At 71.2% G+C, this 22,779-nt stretch carries 20 protein-coding genes; 14 read left to right on the top strand and 6 right to left on the bottom strand.

All coding sequences use genetic code 11. The annotated features are described in order from the left end of the window. Positions 1 to 136 precede the first annotated feature (136 nt). The 3 genes from ACGF12_RS05990 to ACGF12_RS06000 are packed head-to-tail and all read left to right on the top strand — an operon-like array spanning position 137 to position 2,305. Positions 137 to 490 (top strand): DUF742 domain-containing protein, encoded by a 354-nt coding sequence (locus tag ACGF12_RS05990; protein ID WP_393026104.1) that lies wholly within the window; start codon positions 137 to 139, stop codon positions 488 to 490. Continuing rightward, positions 468 to 1,115, top strand: a complete 648-nt coding sequence (locus tag ACGF12_RS05995) for an ATP/GTP-binding protein (protein ID WP_393026106.1) — start codon at positions 468 to 470, stop codon at positions 1,113 to 1,115. Before ACGF12_RS05990 ends, ACGF12_RS05995 begins: the two co-directional genes overlap by 23 nt. Next, positions 1,112 to 2,305: a cytochrome P450 gene (locus tag ACGF12_RS06000; RefSeq protein WP_393026109.1), complete on the top strand. Its 1,194-nt coding sequence runs from the start codon at positions 1,112 to 1,114 to the stop codon at positions 2,303 to 2,305. Before ACGF12_RS05995 ends, ACGF12_RS06000 begins: the two co-directional genes overlap by 4 nt. 45 nt (positions 2,306 to 2,350) lie before the next feature. Here ACGF12_RS06000 and msrB read toward each other — a convergent pair whose 3' ends face one another. The 4 genes from msrB to ACGF12_RS06020 form a co-directional block, all read right to left on the bottom strand. Beyond that, the gene (msrB, locus tag ACGF12_RS06005; protein ID WP_380614176.1) at positions 2,351 to 2,755 is read right to left on the bottom strand and encodes a peptide-methionine (R)-S-oxide reductase MsrB; all 405 of its coding nucleotides are present in this window, start codon (positions 2,753 to 2,755) and stop codon (positions 2,351 to 2,353) included. Between the two features lie 22 nt (positions 2,756 to 2,777). Further along, positions 2,778 to 4,187 (bottom strand): UDP-N-acetylmuramate--L-alanine ligase, encoded by a 1,410-nt coding sequence (gene murC / locus ACGF12_RS06010; RefSeq protein ID WP_393026112.1) that lies wholly within the window; start codon positions 4,185 to 4,187, stop codon positions 2,778 to 2,780. Between the two features lie 109 nt (positions 4,188 to 4,296). Continuing rightward, entirely contained in the window at positions 4,297 to 4,758 is a 462-nt protein-coding gene (locus ACGF12_RS06015; protein WP_393026115.1) for an indole-3-glycerol phosphate synthase, read from the bottom strand. 51 nt (positions 4,759 to 4,809) lie between these two features. Continuing rightward, positions 4,810 to 5,601, bottom strand: a complete 792-nt coding sequence (locus ACGF12_RS06020) for a pyrimidine reductase family protein (protein WP_393026117.1) — start codon at positions 5,599 to 5,601, stop codon at positions 4,810 to 4,812. Between the two features lie 96 nt (positions 5,602 to 5,697). On the opposite strand from ACGF12_RS06020, the gene zapE reads away from it, so the two are divergent. The 4 genes from zapE (at position 5,698) to ACGF12_RS06040 (ending at position 10,991) form a co-directional block, all read left to right on the top strand. After that, positions 5,698 to 6,786, top strand: coding sequence for a cell division protein ZapE (zapE, locus tag ACGF12_RS06025; protein ID WP_393026120.1), 1,089 nt, complete (start codon positions 5,698 to 5,700; stop codon positions 6,784 to 6,786). Between the two features lie 103 nt (positions 6,787 to 6,889). Then, a complete protein-coding gene (gene uvrB, locus ACGF12_RS06030) occupies positions 6,890 to 8,986 on the top strand; it encodes an excinuclease ABC subunit UvrB (protein ID WP_393026123.1) in 2,097 nt (698 codons plus the stop codon). 253 nt (positions 8,987 to 9,239) lie between these two features. Continuing rightward, on the top strand, positions 9,240 to 9,818 hold the full coding sequence (locus ACGF12_RS06035; RefSeq protein ID WP_393026124.1) for a TerD family protein: 579 nt from the start codon (positions 9,240 to 9,242) through the stop codon (positions 9,816 to 9,818). A gap of 189 nt (positions 9,819 to 10,007) precedes the next feature. Beyond that, the gene (locus tag ACGF12_RS06040; RefSeq protein ID WP_393026127.1) at positions 10,008 to 10,991 is read left to right on the top strand and encodes a TerC family protein; all 984 of its coding nucleotides are present in this window, start codon (positions 10,008 to 10,010) and stop codon (positions 10,989 to 10,991) included. Positions 10,992 to 11,074: 83 nt separating this feature from the next. On the opposite strand, the gene ACGF12_RS06045 is transcribed toward ACGF12_RS06040, so the two are convergent. Both ACGF12_RS06045 and ACGF12_RS06050 read right to left on the bottom strand, forming a co-directional pair. Further along, positions 11,075 to 11,728, bottom strand: a complete 654-nt coding sequence (locus ACGF12_RS06045; RefSeq protein WP_393026130.1) for an MBL fold metallo-hydrolase — start codon at positions 11,726 to 11,728, stop codon at positions 11,075 to 11,077. A gap of 45 nt (positions 11,729 to 11,773) precedes the next feature. Further along, positions 11,774 to 12,508: a maleylpyruvate isomerase family mycothiol-dependent enzyme gene (locus ACGF12_RS06050; RefSeq protein ID WP_393026133.1), complete on the bottom strand. Its 735-nt coding sequence runs from the start codon at positions 12,506 to 12,508 to the stop codon at positions 11,774 to 11,776. Between the two features lie 267 nt (positions 12,509 to 12,775). On the opposite strand from ACGF12_RS06050, the gene uvrA reads away from it, so the two are divergent. The 7 genes from uvrA (at position 12,776) to gap (ending at position 22,778) form a co-directional block, all read left to right on the top strand. After that, positions 12,776 to 15,685, top strand: a complete 2,910-nt coding sequence (gene uvrA, locus ACGF12_RS06055; protein WP_393026135.1) for an excinuclease ABC subunit UvrA — start codon at positions 12,776 to 12,778, stop codon at positions 15,683 to 15,685. Positions 15,686 to 15,798: 113 nt separating this feature from the next. Beyond that, entirely contained in the window at positions 15,799 to 16,242 is a 444-nt protein-coding gene (locus ACGF12_RS06060) for a Rieske (2Fe-2S) protein (protein WP_393026137.1), read from the top strand. A gap of 66 nt (positions 16,243 to 16,308) precedes the next feature. After that, a complete protein-coding gene (gene uvrC, locus ACGF12_RS06065) occupies positions 16,309 to 18,348 on the top strand; it encodes an excinuclease ABC subunit UvrC (RefSeq protein ID WP_393026139.1) in 2,040 nt (679 codons plus the stop codon). Between the two features lie 118 nt (positions 18,349 to 18,466). Then, positions 18,467 to 19,351, top strand: a complete 885-nt coding sequence (gene rapZ / locus ACGF12_RS06070; protein ID WP_270143324.1) for an RNase adapter RapZ — start codon at positions 18,467 to 18,469, stop codon at positions 19,349 to 19,351. A 64-nt stretch (positions 19,352 to 19,415) separates the two neighbouring features. Then, positions 19,416 to 20,501, top strand: a complete 1,086-nt coding sequence (gene yvcK, locus ACGF12_RS06075; RefSeq protein ID WP_393026337.1) for a uridine diphosphate-N-acetylglucosamine-binding protein YvcK — start codon at positions 19,416 to 19,418, stop codon at positions 20,499 to 20,501. Further along, a complete protein-coding gene (whiA, locus tag ACGF12_RS06080) occupies positions 20,492 to 21,472 on the top strand; it encodes a DNA-binding protein WhiA (RefSeq protein WP_188308910.1) in 981 nt (326 codons plus the stop codon). The genes yvcK and whiA overlap by 10 nt, the downstream gene beginning before the upstream one ends. A 298-nt stretch (positions 21,473 to 21,770) precedes the next feature. Next, on the top strand, positions 21,771 to 22,778 hold the full coding sequence (gap, locus tag ACGF12_RS06085) for a type I glyceraldehyde-3-phosphate dehydrogenase (RefSeq protein WP_393026142.1): 1,008 nt from the start codon (positions 21,771 to 21,773) through the stop codon (positions 22,776 to 22,778). The last annotated feature ends 1 nt before the right edge of the window (position 22,779 follow it).

A 22,779-nucleotide genomic window follows, 5' to 3' on the forward strand; every position in this document is an offset into this window, starting at 1 on the left:
CTCATCATCAAGAGGTGCGTGTGGGCGAATGCCCCTGCCGAGCGCGGCGAGGTGGGCGCATGAGCGAGCGGTGCGAGCTCATCATCAAGAGGTGCGTGTGGGCGAATGCCCCTGCCGAGCGCAGCGAGGCGGGCGCATGAGTGCCGTCCCCCGCAGGCGGATGGTGCCCGCCTACCTGGCCACCGGCGGCCGCAGCCGCCCCGGCACCGAGGGCTTCGAGCGGCTGACCGTGCTGTTCGCCGACCGCGTCGAACCGCCGACCGGACTCGAACCCGAACACCGCCGGCTCTGGGAACTGCTGCGCCCCGGCGCGCTGACCGTGGTGGAGGCCGCCGCGCACCTGCGCCTGCCGGTCAGCGCCACGGTCTTCCTCGCGGCCGATCTGGTCGAGGCAGGCTGCCTGCACGCCCGCGCGCCGATCCCGCGTGCCCAGCAGACCGACCGTTCCATCGTCGAGAGGCTCCTCGTTGGACTCCGTGCGCTCCGGTGACCGGGCCGGCTCCCCCGAGGGGCGGCCGAGCCGGGTGGGCTACCTGCCCGACCGGGACCAGACGCTGATGAAACTGGTGGTCGCCGGCCCGTTCGGGGTCGGCAAGACCACGCTGATCCGCACCCTCTCCGAGATCGCCACCCTGCACACCGAGGAGGCGATGACGGAGTCCGGGCGGCCGGTGGACGACCTGGCGGGCCTGCCCGAGAAGTCCACCACCACCGTCGCGGTCGACTTCGGCCGGCTCACCCTGCCCGGCAACCTGGTGCTCTACATGTTCGGCACCCCGGGCCAGCGCCGCTTCTTCCCGCTCTGGCAGGACGTCGCCCGCGGCGCGCTGGGCGCCCTGGTGCTCGCCGACACCCGCCGGCTGGCCGACTCCTTCGAGATCATGGACATGGTCGAGGAGCAGGGTCTGCCGTACGCCGTGGCGGTCAACCGCTTCCCGGATTCCCCGGACCACCCGGTCGAGGTGCTGCGCACCCACCTGGACCTGCACGCCGCCACCCCGCTGCTGCACTGCGACGCCCGCGAGCGCGGGAGCAGCCTCGACGCGCTGATCGCCCTGGCCGAGCACGTCCTCGACACCCTGCCCGCCGCCACCGCCGCCCGGGAGGGCTCGTGACCGTCGAGACCCGCCCGACCCCGATCTACGGCCCGGTCTTCGCCGCCGACCCCCAGCTGGTGTACGAGCGGCTGCGCCGCCACGGCGCCGTCGCCCCGGTGGAGATCGCGCCCGGCGTGGACGCCCTGCTGGTCACCGACTACCAGGCCGCCCTGGACCTGCTGCGCGACACCGACACCTTCTCCAAGGACCCCCGCGACTGGCAGCGGACCGTCCCGCCGGACTCCCCGCTGCTGCCGGTGCTCGGTTACCGCCCCACCGCCCTGTTCAGCGACGGCGGGACCCACGCCCGCTACCGCGTGGTGATCACCGACGGCCTCGCCCTGTTCGAGCCGCACCGACTGCAGCGCCAGGTCGCCGAAGCCGCCCACCAGCTGATCGACGGGTTCGCCGCGGTCGGCCGCGCCGACCTGATCGCCGAGTACGCCCGCCGGCTGCCCGCCTTCGTGCTCACCACCTGGTTCGGCGTGCCCGAGGAGCAGCGAGCCCGGGTGGTGGCCGCGATCACCGGGCTGATCGAGTCCACCGAACGGGCCGGCGCCGCGTACGGGGAACTCGTCGGGGTGGTCACCGGGATGGTCGCCGAGCGGCGCGAGCGCCCCCGTAACGACCTCGCCTCCTGGTTCGTCACCCACCCGGTCGCGCTGGACGACGAGGAGGTGATCCGCCAGATCACCCTGACCATGATCGCCGGGCACGAGCCGACCACCAACCTGATCGGCAACGCCCTGCTGCGGCTGCTCACCGACGCCCGCTACGCCGGCTCGCTGTTCGGCGGCGCGATGACCGCCCACCAGGCGATCGACGAGGTGCTCTGGCACGAGCCGCCGATGGCCAACCTCTCCGCCCACTACCCGCGCTACGACATCACCTTCCACGGCCGGGAGATCAGGGCCGGCTCGCTGGTGCTGGTCTCGTACGCGGCCGCCAACTCCCAGGCCGCGCCGCCCACCGACGGCACCGAGCTGCGCAGCGGCGAGAGCGCCCACCTGGCCTGGGCGGCCGGCCCGCACGCCTGCCCGGCCCGCGACCCGGCCCTGCTGATCGCGATCACCGCGATCGAGCAGCTGACCAGCCGGCTCAGCGACCTCGAACTGGCCACCCCGGCGGGGGAGTTGCTCTGGCGCCCGGGCCCCTTTCACCGCGCCCTGGTGCACCTGCCGGTCCGCTTCGCGCCGCTGGCCGGATAGCCGGAAGGCCCGGACGACGATCGTCCGGGCCTTCCGCCGTCCGCCCTACTCGGCCGGCCGCAGCGTCAGCGAGATGCTGTTGATGCAATACCGCTGGTCGGTCGGCGTCCCGTAGCCCTCGCCCTCGAAGACGTGCCCCAGGTGCCCGCCGCAGCGGGCGCAGCGCACCTCGACCCGGCGCATGCCGAGCGAGTCGTCCTCGATGTACTCGACCCGGTCCTCGGCCAGCGGCGCGTAGTACGAGGGCCAGCCGCAGTGGCTGTCGAACTTGGTCTCGGAGCTGAACAGCTCCGCCCCGCAGGCCCGGCAGCTGTAGACGCCGACCGTCTTGGTGTCGGTGTACTCGCCGACGAACGGGCGCTCGGTGCCCGCCTCGCGGAGGACGTGGTACTCCTCGGGGCTGAGCTGGGCGCGCCACTCGGCCTCGGACTTCTGGATCTCGTAGCTCATCACGACTCCCGCTCGGCGTACGTCAGACGTTGGAGGCAACGTTCGCGAGGTGCTTCAGAATTTCGGGCCCGAGGTTGGTGACGTCGCCCGCGCCCATGGTGAGCAGCAGGTCGCCCGGGCGGGCCAGCCCGGCCAGCAGGGCGGGGGCGGCGGCGAAGTCGTGCTCGGCGGTGACGTCGGCGCCGGCCCGGCGGGCGGCGTCGATGATCAGCTCGCTGGTCACGCCCGGGATCGGGTCCTCGCGGGCCGGGTAGATGTCCAGCACCACCGAGGCGTCGGCCAGCGCGAGGGCCCGGCCCATCTCCTCGGAGAGCTGCTGGGTGCGGCTGAACAGGTGCGGCTGGAAGACCACCAGGACGCGGCCCTCGCCGTCCAGGCCCTCGCGGATCGCCTCCAGGTCGGCGGTCATCTCGGTCGGGTGGTGGGCGTAGGAGTCGATCACCTGGACGCCGGACTCCTCGCCCTTGAGCTGCAGGCGGCGGCGCACGCCGGTGTAGGCGCCGATCGCCTTGGCCAGGTCGGCGGCCGGGACGCCCAGCGCGACGCCGGCGGCCAGCGCGGCGACCGCGTTGTGGGCGTAGTGCCGGCCGGGCACCGAGACGGTGAAGGCCAGCTCGGCGCCGTCCAGCAGCACGGTGACCTCGCTGGTCATGCCGTGGGCGACCACCGACAGGACGCGCACGTCGGCGTCCTCGGCGGAGCCGACGGTCACCACGTTCAGCCCCTCGCGGGCGGCGACCCGGGCGGTCAGCTCGCGGGCGCCGTCGTGGTCGGCGGAGACCACCAGGGTGCCGCCGGGGGTGATCCGGCCGACGAAGGTCTCGAAGGACTCGTAGATCTCTTCGATCGAGGCGTAGTTGGCGTGGTGGTCCAGCTCCACGTTGAGCACGATCGCCACCTCGGGCGCGTACTTGTGGAAGCTGCGGTCGCTCTCGTCGGCCTCGGCGACGAAGATCTCGCCGGCGCCGTGGTGGGCGTTGGAGCCGGGGGCGTCGAGGTCGCCGCCGATCGCGTAGGACGGCTCCAGGCCCAGCTCGCCGAGGGCGACGGCGAGCATGCTGGTGGTGGTGGTCTTGCCGTGGGTGCCGGCGACCGCCAGCGCCCGGCGGCCGCCCATCAGCGCGGCCAGCGCGTCGGAGCGGTGCACCACCGGGATGCCTCGCTCGTGGGCGGCGGCCAGCTCCGGGTTGTCGGCGCGGATCGCGCTGGAGACGACGACGCAGCTGGTGCCGTCCGGCACGTGCTCGGCGGCGTGGCCCACGTGCACCGTCGCGCCGAGGGCGCGCAGCGCGAGGACGGTCTCGGACTCCTTGGAGTCGCTGCCGGAGACGCTGGCACCGCGCACTGCGAGGATCTTCGCCAGGCCGGACATCCCGGCGCCGCCGATGCCGATGAAGTGCGGGGCGTGCAGGTCGTGCGCGGCGTCGTTCAAGGCGTGTGCTCCGTACGGGCGGGGGCTGGTGGGCAGGCGGGTCCGGCGATGTGCGAATCGTCCTCGCGGGCGGACCGCAAGGACGATTCTGCACCACGGGCGCGCGGAGCTAGGAGTCGCTGGCGAACAGCCTCAGCACCGGGACCCCCACCTTGTGCCGGGCCTGGGAGGCCCAGTCGCGATGGAAGAACTCCTCCACGAAGTGCGGTGAGGTGAGCACCACCACTTCGTCCGCGCGCTGTTCCTCGACCACCGCGCGCAGCCGCTCCAGCGGCTTGTCCTCGACCAGTTCGCCGGCCGCCTCGGCCCCGGCCCGGCGCAGGTGGCGCAGGCTGTGCTCGAGCGATTCGCCGGCCAGGGTCGGGCCGCTCTCGGATTCGTCGTGCTCGTGCACCACCTTGTCGAGGTGGCCGAGGGCGACGTCGTCGAGCGCCCGCAGCAGTTCGTCCTGCTTGCCGCGCGGCTGCATCAGGACGACGAAGGACACCTTCTCGTCGCTGTGGAGCGTCGTGACGAGCTCCACGTCCGCGTCCGAGAGAGCCTTTTCGATCATCAGTACCGTCTTGAACACGTGAGTCCCTTCCAGTGGCCGGCCCCCAGGCCCCGGCATCGCATAACGGGATCACGATCGGGGGGTCACGGGGTCATCCGAACCCAGGTGACGCAGGTAGCGGGTGAAGAGGAATCCTTTCTGCTCGATCAATGAGACCAGCCGCATCCGTTGCACGTCAGGCATTTGCGCATCGTGGACGATGCGCGGCGCGTCGCCGCCCGTGATCAACGGGGCCAGCGACAGGCACAGCTCGTCCAGCAGGCCCGCCGCCGCGAGCTGTCCCAGCAGCCGCGGGCCGCCCTCGCTCAGCAGACGGGTCCAGCCCCGCTCCACCAGGGCCGCCACACCCGCCCGCAGGTCCACCGAACCCCGCCCGGCGAGCACCAGGTCGGCCACCTCGGCGACCGCCCGGCGGCGCTCCTCGGGGGCGTCCTCGACGGTGATCACGACCGTCCTGACCAGCGGTTCCGCGAACAGCGGTGCACTCAGGTCGAGGTCCAGCGAGCGGCTCACGATCGCGATCGCCGGGGCCGGGGCCTGCCCCGCCGCCGCCCGCGCCGCCGCGAACTCCCGACGGGCCCGGGCCGGACGGTAACCCTCCGCGCGGACCGTCTCGGCGCCCACCAGCACCACGTCCGACAGGGCGCGCAGCACACCGAAGATCCGCTTGTCGGCGTCGCCGGACAGGCCCTCGGACAGGCCCTCCAGCTTCGCCCCGCCGTCCAGTCCGGCCACCATGTTGGCGCGCAGCCAGGGGTGCCCCTGATTCACCTGGTCGGGGTACGCGTAGACGGCGGCGAGCGACTCCAGCGCGGCCGGATCGGCGACCGGCGCACCCAGCGGGCTGATCAACTGTTGCATGCCCTCAGTGTTCCACCGAGGGCCGTTCGGAGGCGGTCCGGAGGCGGTTCGGAGGCGGTTCGGAGGCCGCAGAGACCAGGCGTACCCTCTACTGATGTGCCCGCACCCTCCCGCCCCGCCACCGCGACCGAGTCCATAGCCGCCGCGAGCCCGGCCGGCAACCCGATCGCGCTCACCGACCGCCGCCCCGTCGTGCCCGCCGAGCGGCTGGTCGCCGAGATGGTCCCGCCGCCCCGGTTCGCCGACGTGAGCTTCGGGACGTACATCCCGGACCAGACCCAGCCCAGCCAGTACGAGGCCGTGCAGGTGCTGGAGCAGTTCGCGGGCACCCTCGCGCGAGGAAACGGTTCTGCACCCAAGCGCAGCTGGTTCCGCCGCTCCGCCCCCGCGCCCACCGGCCCCGCCGGGGTCTACCTCGACGGCGGCTACGGCGTCGGCAAGACCCACCTGCTCGCCTCGCTCTGGCACGCCGCCCCCGGCCCGAAGGCCTTCGGCACCTTCGTCGAGCTGACCAACCTGGTCGGCGCGCTCGGCTTCCAGCAGGCCGTCCAGACCCTCTCCGGGCACACGCTGCTGTGCATCGACGAGTTCGAGCTGGATGACCCGGGCGACACCGTGCTGGTCTCCACGCTGCTCGGCCGCCTGGTCGAGAACGGCGTCAAGCTGTGCGCCACCTCGAACACCCTGCCGGAGAAGCTCGGCGAGGGCCGCTTCGCCGCCGCCGACTTCCTGCGCGAGATCCAGGGCCTGTCCGCGCACTTCCGCCCGATGCGGATCGACGGCCAGGACTACCGCCACCGCGGCCTGCCCGACGCCCCGCCGCCGTACACCGACGAGACCGTCGAGACCGTCGCCGCCCGCACCCCGGGCGCCTCGCTGGACGACTTCGACGCCCTGCTGGCCCACCTCTCCGCCGTCCACCCCAGCCGCTACGGCGCGCTGCTGGACGACGTCACCGCGGTCTGCCTGCGCGGCGTGCACCAGGTCGACGACCAGTCCACCGCGCTGCGCCTGGTCGTCCTGGCCGACCGGATGTACGACCGCGAGCTGCCCATCACCGCCTCCGGCCTGCCCTTCGACCAGGTCTTCCCGGAGGACATGCTGCGCGGCGGCTACCGCAAGAAGTACCTGCGGGCCGTCTCCCGCCTGGTCGCCCTGGCCCGGGACAGCGAGAAGCTGGGGTGAACGTCTTCGAGGGCGGGGGCCGCCAGCCCGCCATGAGGTTCGAGGCGCACGCGGCCTGAGCGAAGCGGCCACGGTTGTCAGTCGTGGGTCGTACGGTGGACTCGTGCGACCCATCACGAGTATTGAGCGGTCCGTGGCGCCCTTCGAGGTCGTCAGTCCCTTCCAGCCGAACGGTGACCAGCCGACGGCGATCGCCGAGCTGGAGCGGCGGATCAGGGGAGGGGAGAAGGACGTCGTGCTGCTCGGTGCCACCGGTACCGGCAAGTCGGCCACGACGGCCTGGATGATCGAGAAGCTGCAGCGCCCCACCCTGGTGATGGCGCCGAACAAGACGCTGGCCGCGCAGCTGGCGAACGAGTTCCGCGAGCTGCTGCCGAACAACGCGGTCGAGTACTTCGTCTCGTACTACGACTACTACCAGCCCGAGGCGTACGTCCCGCAGACGGACACCTACATCGAGAAGGACTCCTCGATCAACGAGGAGGTCGAGCGGCTGCGGCACTCGGCGACCAACTCGCTGCTCACCCGCCGCGACGTGATCGTGGTCGCCTCCGTCTCCTGCATCTATGGCCTCGGCACCCCGCAGGAGTACGTGGACCGGATGGTCCCGCTCAAGGTCGGCCAGGAGATCGACCGCGACGTGCTGCTGCGCCGCTTCGTGGACATCCAGTACGCGCGCAACGACGTGGCCTTCACCCGGGGCACCTTCCGGGTCCGCGGCGACACCATCGAGATCTTCCCGGTCTACGAGGAGCTCGCCGTCCGGATCGAGATGTTCGGCGACGAGATCGAGGCGCTCTACACCCTGCACCCGCTCACCGGCGAGATCATCAGCCAGGACGAGCAGATCTACGTCTTCCCCGCCTCGCACTACGTGGCCGGCCCCGAGCGCATGGAGCGGGCGATCACCGGCATCGAGCAGGAGCTGGAGCAGACGCTCGCCAAGCTGGAGAAGCAGGGCAAGCTGCTGGAGGCCCAGCGGCTGCGCATGCGCACCACCTACGACATCGAGATGCTGCGCCAGATCGGCACCTGCTCGGGCGTCGAGAACTACTCGATGCACTTCGACGGCCGCGAGCCCGGCTCCCCGCCGAACACCCTGCTGGACTACTTCCCGGAGGACTTCCTCCTGGTCATCGACGAGTCGCACGTCACCGTCCCGCAGATCGGCGCGATGTACGAGGGCGACGCCTCGCGCAAGCGCACCCTGGTCGAGCACGGCTTCCGGCTGCCGTCCGCGATGGACAACCGCCCGCTGAAGTGGGAGGAGTTCCTGGGGCGGATCGATCAGACGGTCTACCTGTCGGCGACGCCCGGCCCGTACGAGCTGTCCCGCGGCGACGGCCAGGTCGAGCAGATCATCCGCCCGACCGGCCTGATCGACCCCGAGGTGATCGTCAAGCCGACCGAGGGCCAGATCGACGACCTGGTGCACGAGGTCCGCAAGCGGGTGGAGCGGGACGAGCGCGTCCTGGTCACCACGCTGACCAAGAAGATGGCCGAGGACCTCACCGACTACATGCTCGGCCTGGACATCCGGGTCCGGTACCTGCACAGCGACGTGGACACCCTGCGCCGGGTCGAGCTGCTGCGCGAGCTGCGCGCGGGCCGGTTCGACGTGCTGGTCGGCATCAACCTGCTGCGCGAGGGCCTGGACCTGCCCGAGGTGTCGCTGGTGGCGATCCTGGACGCGGACAAGGAGGGCTTCCTGCGCTCCGGCACCTCCCTCATCCAGACGATCGGCCGCGCCGCCCGTAACGTCTCCGGCCAGGTCCACATGTACGCGGACCGGATCACCCCCTCGATGGAGAAGGCGATCGAGGAGACCAACCGCCGCCGGGCCGTCCAGCAGGCCTACAACAAGGAGCACGGGATCGACCCGCAGCCGCTGCGGAAGAAGATCGGCGACATCCTGGACACCCTCGCCCGCGAGGACGTCGACACCGACGAGCTGCTCTCCACCGGCTACCGCGGCGCGGGCCAGAAGGGCGGCAAGGCCCCGGTGCCGATGCTGGGCTCGGAGCGCAAGCCCGCCAAGTCGCTGCCGGCCGCCGAGCTGGCGGACCTGATCCAGGAGATGACCGACCGGATGCACACGGCCGCCGCCGATCTCCAGTTCGAGGTCGCGGCGCGGCTGCGCGACGAGGTGAAGGAGCTGAAGAAGGAGCTGCGGCAGATGCGCGAGGCCGGTGTGGCCTGACCTGTCTGCCGGTGCGTCGGGCTTGGCCGGTTCTCGCACCGGTCAAGCCCGGCGGTGTCTCAGCCTTGCCACAAACCGGGTAACCCGGAGGAGGCGGGGGTGTCGCAGGCCCTAGGCTGGCCTGCGGCATCGCGCCCTCGGGACGGGGTTGCGGGCCGTCTTGCAGAGGGGGCCTCAGCCGGGGGACGGCGACGGGGTGTTCCACCGGGAGCCGTGCGGGTGTGACCGCGTGGCCGGCAGAGAGGACAACGTCGTGTCGGTGAACCTTGCCAAAGGGCAGCGGGTCAGCCTCCAGAAGGGGGCGGGCGGCACCCTGACCGTGGTCCGGATGGGGCTCGGCTGGCAGGCCGCCCCCAAGCGGGGCCTGTTCGGCAGCCGGACCAGGAAGATCGACCTGGACGCCTCGGCACTGCTGTACGCCGAGAAGACCCCGTCCGACGTGGTGTTCTTCCAGCACCTGGAGTCCACCGACGGCTCGGTGCGGCACACCGGGGACAACCTGGAGGGCGGCTCCGGCGCCGAGGACGACGAGGCGATCCTCGTCGACCTGCTGCACGTGCCGGCGCACATCACCCAGGTGGTGTTCACGGTCAGCTCGTACACCGGGCAGACCTTCGCCGAGGTGAGCCGGGCGCACTGCCGGCTGCTGGACGAGACCACCGGGGTGGAGCTGGCCCGGTACGAGCTGGCGGGCGGCGGGCCGCACACCGGGCAGATCATGGCGAAGGTGGTCCGGGACGGCAGCGGCGGCTGGGAGATGCAGGCGATCGGCGCCCCGGCCAAGGGACGGACCTTCCAGGACCTGCTGCCGGCGATCGAGCCGTTCCTCTGACGATCCTTTACCTTCTTTACCTTTCCTTGCCCTCCCTGTTACTCTCGATGGCAGCGGAGGGGAGTATTCCTCGACAGCCGACCCCGTCATCACGGGTGCCCGTCGTGGCGCCCCGGGGCGCTGGCCCGATGGGCGGAAGAGACCTCCGGCAGTGACGACCTGTCTCGCCTAGCTGCCGGAGGAGCAGTCATGGACGTTTCCGTAACCATGTGGGTCACCACGATCGGTGTGCTGATCGCACTGGTGGTGGCCGACTTCTTCATCGGGGGGCGCAAGCCGCACGAGGTCTCGATCAAGGAGGCCGGGATCTGGACGGCCGTCTGGGTCGTGCTGGCAGTGCTCTTCGGCGGGTACCTCTGGTGGCACTCCGGCGGGCAGCCGGCGGGCGAGTTCTTCGCCGGCTACATCACCGAGAAGTCGCTCAGTGTCGACAACCTCTTCGTGTTCATCCTGATCATGGGCAAGTTCGCGGTGCCCAGGATCTATCAGCAGCGCGTGCTGATGTTCGGTGTGATCATCGCCCTGGTGCTCCGGGCGGTGTTCATCGCGGGCGGCGCGGCGCTGGTCTCCCAGTTCTCCTGGGTGTTCTTCGTCTTCGGCGCCTTCCTGATCTGGACGGCCTGGAAGCTGGTCAAGGAGGCCCGGGCCGACGAGGAGGACGAGGAGTTCGAGGAGAACCGCCTGCTCAAGTCGATCACGCAGCGCTTCCCGTCGACCGACAAGTACCACGGTACGAAGCTCTTCATCCGGGAGAACGGCCGCCGGCTGATCACCCCGATGCTGATCGTCATGCTGGCGATCGGCACCACGGACGTGCTGTTCGCCCTGGACTCGATCCCGGCCATCTTCGGCCTCACCCAGGACCCGTACATCGTCTTCACCGCCAACGCCTTCGCCCTGATGGGCCTGCGCCAGCTGTACTTCCTGATCGGCGGCCTGCTGAAGAAGCTGGTCCACCTGAGCTACGGCCTGTCGGTGATCCTCGGCTTCATCGGCGTGAAGCTGGTCCTGCACGCCGCCCACGAGGCCGGCGCGCACGTCCCGGAGATCGGCATCCCGTTCTCGCTGGGCTTCATCGTGGTGGTGCTGGCCGTGACGACGGTGACCAGCCTGATGGCCTCCAGGAAGCAGCATGAGCAGGCCGAGAAGGAGTCCGAGAAGCTCGCCGCCTGACCGGAAACCGAACATGCTTGAGCCCCGCCGCCGGATGGCGAATCCGGCGGCGGGGCTCAGTTCTGCGGGTGGCCCGGGTGGGGTCACCAGCCGCGTTCGCGCCACGCGTCGAGGTGCGGGCGCTCGGCGCCGAGGGTGGTGTCGTTGCCGTGGCCGGGGTAGATCCAGGCCTCGTCCGGGAGGACGTCGAAGATCTTCTCGTTGACGTCCCGGAAGAGGGTCTCGAAGGCCTCCGGGTCGCCCCAGGTGTTGCCGACGCCGCCCGGGAAGAGGCAGTCGCCGGTGAAGACGTGCGGGTGGCCCTGCGGGTCGTCGTAGATGAGCACGATCGCGCCCGGGGTGTGGCCGACCAGGTGCCGGACGGTCAGCTCGACGTCGCCGACCCGCAGCTTGTCGCCGTCGGCGAGCAGCAGCTCGGTGGGGACGTCGATGCCCTCGGCGTCGTGCTGGCCGGCGGCGGTGCGGGCGCCGGTGGTGGCGACCACCTCGGCGAGCGCGCCCCAGTGGTCGTGGTGCCGGTGGGTGGTGACTACCGTCTCCAGGTCGTCCCCGACGGTCTCCAGCAGCACCGGGGCGTCGGCGGCCGCGTCGATCAGCAGCTGCTCGTCGGTGGCCCGGCAGCGCAGCAGGTAGGCGTTGTTGTCGTACGGGCCGACGGCCACCTTGGTGATCATCAGGTGGGCCAGCTCCCGCACGTCCGGCGGCCCGCCGACCTTGACCGCTCCGTGGTACGTCATGCGTCCGCTCCTCGTTGTGTCGGTCCTGGGATCATCCTTGCGCGGTCAGCCCATGGGGGGAAGCTGGGGGAGCGCGGTGTCGGGCGTGCGGCGCAGGTCCGCGCCGTCGGAGCGGCCGGAGAGCCAGGCGAGCAGGGCGCGGTGCGGGCCCTCGACGGTCAGCGAGACGGGGCCCGAGCCGATCAGGCCGCGGTCCCCGGTGTCCTCGGCGACCAGCTCGACGGCGGGCAGCTCGCTGCCGTGCAGCTTGATCGCGAGCTTGTGGAACTCGGTGACCGCGAACTCCTCCGGCCACTCGGCGGGGGAGTAGCCGCCGTCCAGGTCGACCAGGTGGTACTCCAGTTCGCCGAGGCGCTTCCAGAGCAGGTCGCAGGCCGGGAAGACGGCGCCGGAGCGGTGGCGCACGTCGGCGGCCCAGTTCTCGTCGGTCATCAGCGCGGCGGCCGCGGCGAAGCGCTCGTGCGACTCGCGCAGGTCGGCGAGCTGGGTGTCCAGCGGGCGGCCGGCGCCGTCCTCGATCCCCTGGTCGCGGGCCTGCTCGCTGGCGTACTGCGGGATGTCGGTGCCGGTGCGGGCGCCGGTCAGCAGGTTGACCAGGGAGTCGGCGTTGCGGGCGATGTGGGCCAGCACGTGGCCGCGGGTCCAGCCGGGGAGCGCGGAGGGTTCGGTGACGGCCTCCGGCTTCAGCCCGGCGACGGTCTCCAGCATGCGCCGGGTGCTTGCCTCGACCAGGTTCAGTCGCTCGGTGGCTAGAGCGGCGGCGGAGTGCGAGTCGGACATCGAATCTGCCTTCTGTACGAGACGGCGCGTTGCCCGAGGAGGGCTTCGCTCGTTGACCAGGCGACGCTATCGCCGAATCCGCGCCCTGAGCAGGGCCTTTTTCGGTCCGGGTACGGACGGTCCCGAGGGTGGTCTCACTCGTTCGGGTGGACTCCGCTGGACAAAGTCGATATTCGAACGTCTGAGCTATAGGCTGGCTGCCGCATCCTGGAAGAAGACCGAATCTCACCGCAAGCCATCTCGCCCCGGAGAAAGGCGCCAGAAGCAGTGGCCGACCGCCTCATCGTCCGCGGTGCTCGCGAGCACAACCTCAAGAACGTCTCGCTCGACCTGCCCCGCGACTCCCTCATCGTCTTCACGGGCCTCTCCGGCTCCGGCAAGTCCTCGCTCGCCTTCGACACGATCTTCGCCGAGGGCCAGCGCCGCTACGTCGAGTCGCTGTCCTCGTACGCCCGGCAGTTCCTCGGGCAGATGGACAAGCCCGACGTGGACTTCATCGAGGGCCTCTCCCCGGCCGTCTCGATCGACCAGAAGTCCACCAACCGCAACCCCCGTTCGACCGTCGGCACCATCACCGAGGTCTACGACTACCTGCGCCTGCTGTTCGCCCGGATCGGCAAGCCGCACTGTCCGCACTGCGGCCGCCCGATCGCCAAGCAGTCGCCGCAGGCGATCGTGGACAAGGTGCTGGAGCTCACCGAGGGCACCCGGTTCCAGGTGCTCAGCCCGGTGGTGCGCGAGCGCAAGGGCGAGTTCGTCGACCTCTTCGCCGACCTCCAGTCCAAGGGCTACTCCCGCGCCCGTGTCGACGGCGAGACGATCCAGCTCGCCGAGCCGCCGAAGCTCAAGAAGCAGGAGAAGCACACCGTCGAGGTGGTCGTCGACCGCCTGACCGTCAAGGAGAGCGCCAAGCGGCGCCTCACCGACTCGGTGGAGACGGCCCTGCGGCTGTCCGGCGGCATGGTCGTGCTCGATTTCGTCGACCTCCCGGAGGACGACCCGGAGCGCGAGCGGATGTACTCCGAGCACCTCTACTGCCCGTACGACGACGTGTCGTTCGAGGAGCTGGAGCCGCGCTCGTTCTCCTTCAACTCGCCGTTCGGCGCCTGCCCGGACTGCTCGGGCCTGGGCAACCGGATGGAGGTCGACCCGGAGCTGGTCGTGCCGGACCCGGAGCGCTCGCTGGACGAGGGCGCGATCCACCCGTGGTCGGCCGGGCACGCCAAGGAGTACTTCCAGCGCCTGATCGACGCCCTCGCCGAGGAGCTCGGCTTCCGCACCGACATCCCCTGGGCCGGGCTGCCCGCCCGCGCCAAGAAGGCGCTGCTGTACGGGCACAAGCACCAGGTGCAGGTCCGCTACCGCAACCGCTTCGGCCGCGAGCGCTCGTACAGCACCGGCTTCGAGGGCGCCGTCCCGTTCATCCAGCGCCGGCACACCGAGGCGGAGAGCGACAGCAGCCGCGAGCGCTTCGAGGGCTACATGCGCGAGGTGCCCTGCCCGACCTGCCAGGGCACCCGGCTCAAGCCGGTGGTGCTCGCGGTGACCGTCGAGGACAGGTCGATCGCCGACGTCTCGTCGATGTCGATCAGCGACTGCGCCGAGTTCCTGGGCGCGATGAAGCTCAACGACCGGGACAAGCAGATCGCCGAGCGGGTCCTCAAGGAGGTCAACGAGCGGCTGCGGTTCCTGGTCGACGTCGGCCTGGACTACCTCTCCCTGGACCGCGCGGCCGGCACCCTGTCCGGCGGCGAGGCCCAGCGCATCCGGCTGGCCACCCAGATCGGCTCCGGCCTGGTCGGCGTGCTGTACGTGCTGGACGAGCCGTCCATCGGCCTGCACCAGCGGGACAACCATCGGCTGATCGAGACGCTGGTGCGGCTGCGCGACATCGGCAACACCCTGATCGTGGTCGAGCACGACGAGGACACCATCAAGACCGCGGACTGGGTGGTGGACATCGGCCCGGGCGCGGGCGAGCACGGCGGCAAGGTGGTGCACTCCGGTTCGCTGAAGCAGCTGCTCTCCAACAAGGAGTCGCTGACCGGCCAGTACCTCTCCGGCAAGCGGTCCATCCCGATCCCGGCCGCCCGCCGCGACCGGGACCGGAAGCGCCAGCTGACCGTCCACGGCGCCCGCGAGCACAACCTCAAGGACGTCACGGTCGGCTTCCCGCTCGGCACCCTGACGGCGATCACCGGCGTCTCCGGCTCCGGCAAGTCGACGCTGGTCAACGACATCCTCTACACCCACCTCGCCCGGGAGCTGAACGGCGCCCGCAGCGTGCCCGGCCGGCACACCCGGATCACCGGCACCGACCTGGTGGACAAGGTGGTGCACGTCGACCAGTCGCCGATCGGCCGCACCCCGCGGTCCAACCCGGCCACCTACACCGGGGTGTTCGACCACGTCCGCCGGCTCTTCGCGGAGACCCAGGAGGCCAAGGTCCGCGGCTACCTGCCCGGCCGGTTCTCCTTCAACGTCAAGGGCGGCCGCTGCGAGAACTGCACCGGCGACGGCACCATCAAGATCGAGATGAACTTCCTGCCGGACGTCTACGTGCCGTGCGAGGTCTGCCACGGCGCCCGGTACAACCGGGAGACGCTGGAGGTGCACTACAAGGGCAAGTCCATCGCCGAGGTGCTGGACATGCCGATCGAGGAGGCGCTGGGCTTCTTCGAGGCCGTTCCGGCGATCGCCCGCCACCTCAGGACGCTCAACGACGTCGGCCTCGGCTACGTCCGGCTCGGCCAGTCCGCGCCGACGCTCTCCGGCGGCGAGGCGCAGCGCGTCAAGCTCGCCTCGGAGCTGCAGAAGCGCTCCACCGGGCGGACGGTCTACGTGCTGGACGAGCCCACCACCGGCCTGCACTTCGAGGACATCAGCAAGCTGATCAAGGTGCTCAGCGGGCTGGTGGACAAGGGCAACACGGTGATCGTCATCGAGCACAACCTCGATGTGATCAAGACCGCCGACTGGATCGTCGACATGGGTCCCGAGGGCGGCTCCGGCGGCGGCTCGGTGGTCGCTGAGGGCACCCCGGAGCAGATCGCGGCCGTCCCGGAGAGCCACACCGGCAAGTTCCTGCGGGACATCCTGCCGAGCGACTTCGCGGACGCCCCGGTCGCCGTCCCCGCCAAGAAGGCGCCGCGCAAGCGGGCCGCCGCCAAGAAGTAGGCCTCGCGCTCCGCCGCTCCCACCCCGGGAGCGGCGGAGCGCGTGCCGCATAGACTTCCACGGGCCCACCGAGCCGTGGCCCGTCCCGCAGTCGAACCGCCAGGAGCGCACCGATGTCCGAGGCCCCCGAGACCAGCCCCGCCACCTCCCGCCGCACCCTGCTCTGCGGGGCTGCGGCCGTCCTGGCGGCCGGCGGCACCGTGGCGGTCACCGGCTGCGGTTCCTCCGCCGGCTCCTCCGACTCCAGCAGCGCCCCCAAGGGCCCGGTGGACCTCGGCCCGGCCTCGGCGATCCCGGAGGGCGGCGGCAAGGTCTTCCGCGAGCAGAAGATCGTGGTCACCCAGCCGACGGCGGGCCAGTACAAGGCCTTCAGCGCCAAGTGCACCCACGCCGGCTGCATCGTGGACCAGGTCACGAAGGAGCAGATCCAGTGCCCCTGCCACGGCAGCCGGTTCGGCATCGCCGACGGCGCGGTGCAGGACGGCCCGGCCCCCAGCCCGCTGCCCGCCTACACCGTCACGGTCGAGGGCGGGAACCTCAAGGTCACCCCGAGCTGAAGCAGTTGAGCGCCTCTCGATTGATCTTGCCCCCGCGGCCCCGACCGCACTCGGTACGGTGGACTCATGGCTGACCCGAGCACCTACCGCCCGGCGCCGGGCGCGATCCCGACCTCCCCGGGCGTCTACAAGTTCCGTGACGCCCACGGCCGGGTCATCTACGTCGGCAAGGCCAAGAGCCTGCGCCCGCGCCTGTCGTCCTACTTCCAGGACTTGGCCGGCCTGCACCCGCGCACCGCGACCATGGTCACCACCGCCGCCTCGGTGGAGTGGACCGTGGTCGGCACCGAGGTCGAGGCGCTCCAGCTGGAGTACTCCTGGATCAAGGAGTTCGACCCGCGGTTCAACGTCAAGTACCGCGACGACAAGAGCTATCCGGAACTCGCCGTCACCCTCAACGAGGAGTACCCGCGGGTCCAGGTGATGCGGGGGGCGCACAAGAAGGGCGTGCGCTACTTCGGCCCGTACGGGCACGCCTGGGCGATCCGCGAGACGGTCGACCTGCTGCTGCGCGTCTTCCCCGTCCGCACCTGCTCCAACGGCGTGTTCAAGCGCGCCCGACAGGTCGGCCGGCCCTGCCTGCTGGGCTACATCGGCAAGTGCGCCGCGCCCTGCGTCGGCAAGGTCTCGGCGGACGAACACCGGGCGCTGGCCGAGGACTTCTGCGACTTCATGGCCGGGCGCGCCGGCAACTACCTGCGCCGGCTGGAAGAGCAGATGCGGGAGGCCGCCGCGGAGATGGAGTACGAGAAGGCGGCCCGGCTGCGGGACGACATCGGCGCCCTCAAGCGCGCGATGGAGAAGAACGCCATCGTGCTCGCCGACGCCACCGACGCCGACCTGCTGGCCGTGGCCGAGGACGAACTCGAAGCCGCCGTGCAGATCTTCCACGTCCGCGGCGGCCGGGTGCGCGGCCAGCGCGGCTGGGTCACCGACAAGGTCGAGGACGTCGACACCGCCGGCCTGGTCGAGCACGCCCTCCAACAGCTCTACGGCGGGGCCACTCCCGGCGAACGCAGCGAGACCGTCCCGCGCGAGGTGCTGGTCCCGGCCCTGCCCGAACCGGTCGCCCCGGTACGGGAGTGGCTCAGCAGCCTGCGCGGCAGCCAGGTCGACCTGCGCATCCCGCAGCGCGGCGACAAGAAGGACCTGATGGCCACCGTGCAGCGCAACGCCCAACAGGCGCTGGCGCTGCACAAGACCAAGCGCGCCTCCGACCTCACCACCCGCAGCCGCGCCCTGCAGGAGATCGCCGACGCGCTGGAGCTGGACTCCGTCCCGCTGCGGATCGAGTGCTACGACATCTCCCACCTCCAGGGCGAGGACGTGGTCGCCTCGATGGTCGTCTTCGAGGACGGCCTGGCCCGCAAGAGCGAGTACCGGCGCTTCCAGATCAAGGGCTTCGAGGGCCAGGACGACGTCCGCTCGATGCACGAGGTGATCAGCCGCCGCTTCCGCCGCTACCTCCAGGAGCGCGAGCAGACCGGCGAGTGGGCCGTCCCCGAGGAGGAGCCCGAGGCCGGAACCGGCGCCCGGGACGAGGAGGGGCGCCCCAAGCGCTTCGCCTACCCGCCGCAGCTGCTGGTGGTCGACGGCGGCCAGCCGCAGGTCGCCGCCGCCAAGCGCGCCCTGGACGAACTCGGCATCGACGACGTCGCGCTGTGCGGCCTGGCCAAGCGACTGGAGGAGGTCTGGCTGCCCGGCGAGGACGACCCGGTCGTCCTGCCGCGCTCCAGCGAGGGCCTCTACCTGCTCCAGCGGGTCCGCGACGAGGCCCACCGCTTCGCGATCAGCTATCAGCGCAACAAGCGTTCCAAGCGACTCACCGCCGGGGAACTGGACTCCGTCCCGGGCCTCGGCGAGACTCGCCGCCAGGCGCTGCTCAAGCACTTCGGCTCGCTGAAGAGGCTCCGGGCCGCCACCGTCGACGAACTCTGCGCGGTACCCGGCATCGGACGCCGCACCGCGGAGACTGTTGCGGCGGCGTTGTCGTCCCGTACACCCGCCGCACCCGCGGTCAACACCGCGACCGGCGAGATCATCGAGGACGGGGCCGAGCCGGTGGCCGCAGCACCCCAGACCGCACCATCCCAGGAGACGCCATGACGGCCGACGCCGCCCGTCTGTCGGCGCGCCCCGACTCCGCCCGCCTGTCCGGGACGGGGAAGGGCGGCCGTGCCGTGCGCGTTCTCCCCAGCAGAAAGACCGAGAGCGGGGAACCGAAGTGACCGTGTCAGACGTGGCCGAGAACGCGCCGGAGCTGGTGATCATCTCCGGCATGTCCGGAGCCGGCCGCTCCACCGCCGCGAAGTGCCTGGAGGACCTCGGCTGGTTCGTGGTGGACAACCTGCCGCCGGCCCTGATCCCCACCATGGTCGACCTGGGCGCCCGCTCCCAGGGCAACGTCGCCCGGATCGGCGTGGTCGTGGACGTCCGCGGCCGCCAGTTCTTCGACGACCTGCTCACCTCGCTGGACGAGCTGGAGAAGCGCGGCGTCCGCCTCCGGGTGGTCTTCCTGGACTCCTCCGACGAGGCGCTGGTGCGCCGCTTCGAGAGCGTGCGCCGCCCGCACCCGCTGCAGGCCGACGGCCGGATCGTCGACGGCATCGCCCAGGAGCGCGACCTGCTGCGCGACCTGCGCGGCGAGGCCGACCTGGTGATCGACACCTCCAACCTCAACGTGCACCAGCTGCGCGCCAAGCTGGACGCCCAGTTCGCCGACCACGACGAGCCCGAGCTGCGCGCCACCGTGATGTCCTTCGGCTTCAAGTACGGCCTGCCGGTCGACGCCGACCTCGTGGTGGACTGCCGCTTCCTGCCCAACCCGCACTGGGTGCCCGAGCTGAGGGCCCGGACCGGCACCGACGCGGACGTCGCCGACTACGTGTTCCAGCAGCCCGGGGCCAACGAGTTCCTGAACGGCTACGCCGAGCTGCTGCGCATCGTGACCGAGGGGTACCGACGGGAGGGGAAGCGCTACATGACGCTTGCCGTAGGCTGCACCGGTGGCAAGCACCGTAGCGTCGCCATGTCCGAGCGTCTGACCAAGCGTCTCATCGCCGACGGAGTCGAGACGGTGCTCGTCCACCGTGACATGGGACGGGAGTAACCGCCGCCTTCCCTGCCGGGCCCCCGGCGGAGCCGGTGGCGGGGCCGAGGAACGCGAGGTGAGTGTGGCGGGATATGTGCCCGGGCGACAGCCGCAGAGCAGGACCGGCGAACGGGCGGGCAGCCCGGCGCCGGGCCGTCCGCGCAGTAGTCCCGCCCGGGCCAATCCGGCACCCCGGATCACCGCGCTCGGCGGCGGCCAGGGCCTGTCGGCCTCGCTGTCCGCGCTGCGCCGGCTCACCAGCGACCTCACCGCCGTGGTCACCGTCGCCGACGACGGCGGCTCCAGCGGCCGGCTGCGCGAGGAGCTGGGGGTGCTGCCGCCCGGCGACCTGCGTAAGGCGCTGGCCGCGCTGTGCGGGGACGACGACTGGGGCCGCACCTGGTCCGAGGTGATCCAGCAGCGCTTCACCGGCAACGGCGAGCTGGGCGGGCACGCGGTCGGCAACCTGCTGATCGTGGCGCTCTGGGAGAAGCTCGGCGACCCGGTGGCGGCGCTGGACTGGGTCGGCCGGCTGCTGAACGTCCAGGGTCGGGTGCTGCCGATGTCGGCGGTGCCGCTGGACATCGAGGCGAGCGTGCGCGGGCACGACCCGGCCCGCCCCGCCGAGGTCTCGGCCGTCCGCGGCCAGGCCAACGTGGCCGTCACCCCCGGCACCGTGCAGTCGATCCGGCTGCTGCCGGACGAGCCGCCGGCCGTCCCGGAGGCGGTCACGGCGGTCCGCGAGGCGGACTGGGTGGTGCTCGGCCCCGGCTCCTGGTTCACCAGCGTGCTGCCGCACCTGCTGGTGCCCGAGCTGGCCAAGGCGCTGGTCGAGACCCGCGCCCGCCGGCTGCTCACCCTCAACCTGGCCCCGCAGCCCGGGGAGACCGAGGGCTTCACCCCGCAGCGTCACCTGGAGGTCATCGCCGACCACGCTCCGGAGCTCGAAGTGGATGCGATCCTGGTGGACGAGCGCGCCGTCTCGGGCGGCGCCTTCGGCCAGGCCGACCTGGACGGTCTGGAGAAGGCCGCCGAACGGATGGGCGCCGCTCTGGTGCTCGGTACGGTGGCCCGCACCGACGGCACCCCGCGACACGACCCGGAGCTGTTGGCAGCCGCGTACGACCGGATTTTCCGGACACATGGAAGGATCGGGCCATGGCGATGACTCCAGCGGTGAAGGACGAGATCAGCCGGCTCCCGGTCACCCGGGCCTGCTGTCGCAAGGCGGAGGTGTCGGCGATCCTGCGGTTCGCGGGCGGACTGCACATCGTGAGCGGCCGCATCGTGATCGAGGCGGAGCTGGACACCGGGGCGGCGGCACGGCGGCTGCGCAAGGACCTGCTGGAGATCTTCGGGCACTCCTCCGACCTCGTGGTGATGGCCCCCGGCGGACTGCGGCGCGGCAGCCGCTTCGTGGTCCGGGTGGTCAAGGACGGCGAGCTGCTCGCCCGCCAGACCGGACTGGTGGACGGCCGCGGGCGCCCGATCCGGGGCCTGCCCCCGGCGGTCGTCTCCGGTGCCACCTGCGACGCCGAGGCGGCCTGGCGCGGGGCCTTCCTTGCGCACGGCTCGCTCACCGAGCCGGGCCGCTCCTCCTCGCTGGAGATCACCTGCCCCGGCTCCGAGGCCGCCCTCGCCCTGGTCGGCGCGGCCCGTCGGCTCGGCATCCCGGCCAAGGCCCGTGAGGTGCGCGGCGTGGACCGGGTGGTGATCCGCGACGGCGACGCGATCGGCGCGCTGCTGACCCGCCTCGGCGCGCACGAGTCGGTGCTCGCCTGGGAGGAGCGCCGGATGCGGCGCGAGGTCCGGGCCACCGCCAACCGCCTGGCCAACTTCGACGACGCCAACCTGCGCCGCTCGGCCCGCGCCGCGGTGGCGGCCGGCGCCCGGGTGCAGCGCGCGCTGGAGATCCTCGGCGAGGAGGTGCCCGAGCACCTGGCCGCGGCCGGCCAGCTGCGGATGCAGCACAAGCAGGCCTCGCTGGAGGAGCTGGGCGCGCTCGCCGACCCGCCGCTGACCAAGGACGCGGTGGCCGGCCGGATCCGCCGACTGCTGGCGATGGCCGACAAGCGCGCCGCCGAGCTCGGCCTGCCGAGCACCGAGGCCAACCTGACCGACGAGATGGCGCTCAACTGACGATCACGCTCCGTGAATGCAACACGGCCGGTGTCCGGATGACGGACACCGGCCGCAGTCGTTTCCGGGCCGGCCGGAACTCCCGAATTGGTAGAGACCACTGGCCCGCGACCAACTGCCCGCCGGGCCAAGGCCGGACGGCCTGAAATCGGGTTTACGGTGCGCCACGCCAAGTCTCACGAGGTGGCGCGATGTGCCCTCGCCGCGTCGGGAGGGGTAGGGTCATAGGCGGTCGGGGACTTCCCAAATCTCATCCCCGTCGGCTTCACGCCGGCGTACCTAACGAGGAGATCGGTTCGTGACGATCCGGGTAGGCATCAACGGCTTCGGCCGCATCGGCCGCAACTTCTTCCGCGCGGTCAAGGCCCAGGGCGCGGACATCGAGATCGTCGGTGTCAACGACCTCACCGACACGAAGACCCTGGCTCACCTGCTCAAGTACGACACCACCCTGGGCACCTTCCCGGGCGAGGTCTCGCACACCGAGGACAGCATCACCGTCGACGGCCACACCTTCAAGGTGACCGCCGAGCGTGACCCGGCCAACCTGCCGTGGGCCGCCCTGGGCGCCGACATCGTCGTCGAGTCCACCGGCATCTTCACCAAGGCCGAGGCCGCGAAGAAGCACATCACCGCCGGCGCCAAGAAGGTCATCATCTCGGCGCCCGCCACCGGCGAGGACATCACCGTCGTCCTGGGTGTCAACGACGACAAGTACGACGCCGCCGCGCACCACATCATCTCCAACGCCTCCTGCACCACCAACTGCGTGGCGCCGATGGCCAAGGTGCTGAACGAGAGCTTCGGCATCGTCAAGGGTCTGATGACCACCGTCCACGCGTTCACCAACGACCAGGTGACCCTGGACTTCCCGCACAAGGACCTGCGCCGTGCTCGTGCGGCCTCGCAGAACATCATCCCGACCTCGACCGGTGCCGCCAAGGCGACCGCCCTGGTCCTGCCGGAGCTGAAGGGCAAGCTGGACGGCACCTCGCTGCGCGTCCCGGTCCCGACCGGCTCCATCACCGACCTGGTCGTCACCCTGGAGCGCGAGGTCACCAAGGACGAGGTCAACGCCGCCTTCCAGAAGGCCGCGCAGGAGGGCCCGCTCAAGGGCATCCTGGCCTACACCGAGGACCCGATCGTCTCCTCGGACATCGTGAACGACCCGGCCTCCTGCATCTTCGACTCCCAGCTCACCATGGTCCAGGGCAACCAGGTCAAGGTGCTCGGCTGGTACGACAACGAGTGGGGCTACTCGAACCGCGTCGTGGACCTGGTCGCCCTCGTCGGTGAGCAGCTCTGAC

Source organism: Kitasatospora sp. NPDC048296, from assembly GCF_043201815.1.
GTDB lineage: Bacteria > Actinomycetota > Actinomycetes > Streptomycetales > Streptomycetaceae > Kitasatospora.

Bases quoted from the DNA above. Each gene is read 5' to 3' on its own strand.
- ACGF12_RS05990 (WP_393026104.1), top strand. From the start codon at position 137: ATGAGTGCCGTCCCCCGCAGGCGGATGGTGCCCGCCTACCTGGCCACC.
- msrB (WP_380614176.1), bottom strand. From the start codon at position 2,755: ATGAGCTACGAGATCCAGAAGTCCGAGGCCGAGTGGCGCGCCCAGCTC.
- ACGF12_RS06020 (WP_393026117.1), bottom strand. From the start codon at position 5,601: ATGCAACAGTTGATCAGCCCGCTGGGTGCGCCGGTCGCCGATCCGGCC.
- ACGF12_RS06040 (WP_393026127.1), top strand. From the start codon at position 10,008: ATGGACGTTTCCGTAACCATGTGGGTCACCACGATCGGTGTGCTGATC.
- ACGF12_RS06045 (WP_393026130.1), bottom strand. From the start codon at position 11,728: ATGACGTACCACGGAGCGGTCAAGGTCGGCGGGCCGCCGGACGTGCGG.
- ACGF12_RS06050 (WP_393026133.1), bottom strand. From the start codon at position 12,508: ATGTCCGACTCGCACTCCGCCGCCGCTCTAGCCACCGAGCGACTGAAC.
- ACGF12_RS06060 (WP_393026137.1), top strand. From the start codon at position 15,799: ATGTCCGAGGCCCCCGAGACCAGCCCCGCCACCTCCCGCCGCACCCTG.
- uvrC (WP_393026139.1), top strand. From the start codon at position 16,309: ATGGCTGACCCGAGCACCTACCGCCCGGCGCCGGGCGCGATCCCGACC.
- whiA (WP_188308910.1), top strand. From the start codon at position 20,492: ATGGCGATGACTCCAGCGGTGAAGGACGAGATCAGCCGGCTCCCGGTC.